Below are 274 nucleotides of genomic sequence, written 5' to 3' on the forward strand. Positions count from 1 at the left end.
GCTCGACATCGCGACGCGCCGCTGGCGCGCGGGTGTCGGCAGCCAGTTGGAGGTGAGCGAGGCGTCGACGCAATACGCGATGAGCACGACGCGCGCGCAGCAGGCCCAGCAGCAGCTCGCGTTGAGCCGGCTCAGCATCGCGGCTCTCGCGGGCAAGGGACCGGGTTTCGGCGATTCGCTGCGCCGGCCGAGCCTTGCGTTGAGCGTGCCGGTGGCGCTGCCCGCGCGCTTGCCCGCCGAACTCGTCGGCCATCGGCCGGACGTGGTGGCGGCG

General features: G+C 73.7%; 1 pseudogene. It reads left to right on the top strand.

The window, feature by feature from the left end:
* Positions 1 to 274 (top strand): annotated as a pseudogene (locus SB751_RS30375) (fusaric acid resistance protein FusA); the annotation flags it as partial.

The organism is Cupriavidus sp. SIMBA_020, assembly GCF_046535395.1.
GTDB classification, from domain to species: domain Bacteria; phylum Pseudomonadota; class Gammaproteobacteria; order Burkholderiales; family Burkholderiaceae; genus Cupriavidus; species Cupriavidus campinensis.